The sequence below is a fragment of the Cupriavidus sp. R6-3 genome (genome assembly GCF_059772245.1).
The window spans coordinates 1-2,588 of sequence record NZ_JCBAJO010000394.1; the positions used below are offsets into that span (position 1 = coordinate 1).

The following is a 2,588-nucleotide window of genomic DNA, read 5'->3' on the forward strand; positions in this document are numbered from 1 at the left end:
AGCAAGGACGCGGGCAAGGAGGCCGGCAACAGCGAGGACAAGAACGCCGACAAGCGCGGCGCGACGATCGCCGCGAGCGGCAATGGCGCCGGGGCGATGGCCTGCGTGTCGTGCCATGCCACGGGAGGCTCCCCGGGAGCGGCGGGCGCCGCGGTGCCGGCCGGCGCGTTTCCGTCGCTGGTCGGCATGCCCGCCGAGTATCTGGCCAAGCAGCTGTTCGACTATCGCGAGGGCCGGCGCGTCGATCCGGTGATGGCGCCGATCGCCAAGGCGCTCAAGGACGACGAGGTGGCGGCGGTGGCCCGCTACTACGCGGCCCAGCCTGCACCGTCTTTGACGCTGGCCGAAGATGGCCAATCGGCGGCCCTGACGCTGCATGCGTCCGGCGACAACGGGCGCGCGCTGCCGGCCTGCGCCAATTGCCATGGCGTGGAAGGCGAGGGACAGGGCTTCCTGTTGCCGCGCCTGACGGGGCAGCCCGCGGATTATCTGGCCAAGCAGCTCGATGCGTTCCGCACCGGCAGCCGCCACAACGACGACGATGGGGCGATGCGCGGCATCGCGCAGCGGCTGGGCGAAGCGGACGCCCGCGCGCTGGCGAATTTCTACGCGCAGGGCGGGGCGCGCTAGGGCGCCGCCGGCGCGTTGCTGCGGCGCTGCCAGGGCAGCGGTCCGCAGCGAAGGTGCGGTGACGAAGGAGCGAGGGACAACGGGCGTCGTAGCGCGCGTCCGGCTGCGCGCCCGCCGCGCTCAGCCGCGCTCAGTCGCGCTCAGTCGCGCTCGGTCGCGCTCGGTCGCGCTCGGTCGCGCTCGGTCGCGCTCAGCCGCTGACCGACACGCCGCACGCCACGCTCCACGCGGCCGGTTCGGCGGCCTCGTTGGCAGCGTTGGCGGCATTCGCGCCGTTGGCCACATTGGCCGCGTTGGCCGCAATACCGGCGCCCGCGGCGGCGTGAATCACCCGGTTGCGTCCTTCGCGCTTGGCGCGATAGAGCGCGCGGTCGGCTTCGGCGAACAGACGCTCCCAGCTGCGGCGCGCATCGCCGGCGTGCTGCGCCAGCGCGATGCCGATGCTGACGCTGGCATGCCCGCCGATGTCTTCCGGCAGTGCGATGGCCGCGATGCGTGCCCGGATGCGCTCGGCCAGCAGCACGGCTTCCTCCTCGCCGGTGTTCGGGCACAGCAGGCAGAACTCCTCGCCGCCGAAGCGCGCCGCCACGTCGCTGGCGCGACAGGCGCGGCGCAGCGTCTCGGCGATCCGCTTCAGCACCTGGTCGCCCGCCTGATGGCCGGCGCGGTCGTTGACCTGCTTGAAGCGATCGACGTCGATCACCAGGCAGGACAGCGGCTTGCCGGTACGGGCGGCCTCGGCGGCCAGCGTCATCGCGGCGTCGTCAAGCGCGCCGCGATGGAACAGCCCGGTCAGCGAATCGAGGCGGGCGCGCGCACGCTGCTCGGCCAGCTGACGCTCCGCGCTCAGCAGCGTGAAACCGACCACGCCGGACAGCACCGCGATCAGCATCAGCAGCAGCGGCGCCTGGGCCAGCATGCCCGGCTCGTCGGGCCGCAGCGCGCTCCAGGCACCGGCCCCGCCGGCGGCCAGCGCGAGCGCCAGGCACAGCGCCTGCGTCGCCAGTTGCGCGCAGCAGGCGACCCATACCAGCGAATGGGCGATCGTATGCGAGCGGCGCTCGCGGTTGAGCAGGCGCAGCGCCTGCCAGACCACCAGCGCGGTGATCGCGTGGCCCAGCGTGCGGATCGCGCGCTCGGCCATCACGGCATCCTGCACCGTGGCGATCAGCCCGAGCAGCGCCACCGAGGCGACGCCGCCGGCCACCATCGCACGCAGATGATGCGGGGCCATCGCCATGCCGCTCGCGGCCAGGCCGCGCACCAGCATCAGTTGGGCGCCGAGGCACAGCGACTGTGCCAGTACGGCCCACAGCGGCGCCGGCGCGATCGCGCCGAGGGCCAGCGCCATGCCGCCCAGCGAGGCAAGCGCATGGGCGTCGGTCCAGCGCGCACGGTGGCCCGCTTGCGCGGCGCCATAGCGCAGGCCGATCGAGATGCCCAGCGTGCTGGCGAACAGCACCAGCAACGTCAGATAGGCAGTGGGTAAATCCGGCGACATGCAATCGTCTCCCTGTCGGCGCGCGAGCGGATCGCGACGCCAGTGGTGTAAGGCAATGCGCGCGCGGGCATGGCCGGCGCAGCGCGAATTCATGTCAGAGAGCTTGACCCGGATGACGCCGTCGACATTCCCGAAGCTGCGGTCCGTGGCATGGCTCTGTGTTGTCGGCGCCCAGATGGGCGCAGCCTGATCCCAGATGCAATCGCGGTCCCGCAGCGAGGCCGCGCATCGAGGCACGGCTTGTGTGTAGCTTTTTTGTTGATGGTGATTCTACTGATTGCGTCGAACCGCGCGTGTGCGGCATGCCACGTTTGACAATTGTTGACATTCCCTTTTTGTACCGTTCGCTAGGATTCGGCTCGTAGTTACAAGATTCATATCCGGGCCGGGGGAGCGACGACGCCGCGTCGTCGAGGCAACAAAACGGGGAAACCATGGGGAAGCAAGACGCGGCACG

General features: G+C 71.1%; 2 protein-coding genes. One reads left to right on the forward strand and one right to left on the reverse strand.

Annotated features, from left to right (window positions below):
• Positions 1-630 (forward strand): c-type cytochrome (locus AC6EI8_RS25995; RefSeq protein WP_498383326.1); only part of this gene is annotated, 630 nt, incomplete at its 5' end.
• Between the two features lie 190 nt (positions 631-820).
• Here the strand turns inward: AC6EI8_RS25995 and AC6EI8_RS26000 are convergent.
• Positions 821-2,131 (reverse strand): GGDEF domain-containing protein, encoded by a 1,311-nt coding sequence (locus AC6EI8_RS26000; protein WP_498383327.1) that lies wholly within the window; start codon positions 2,129-2,131, stop codon positions 821-823.
• Positions 2,132-2,588: the final 457 nt, after the last annotated feature.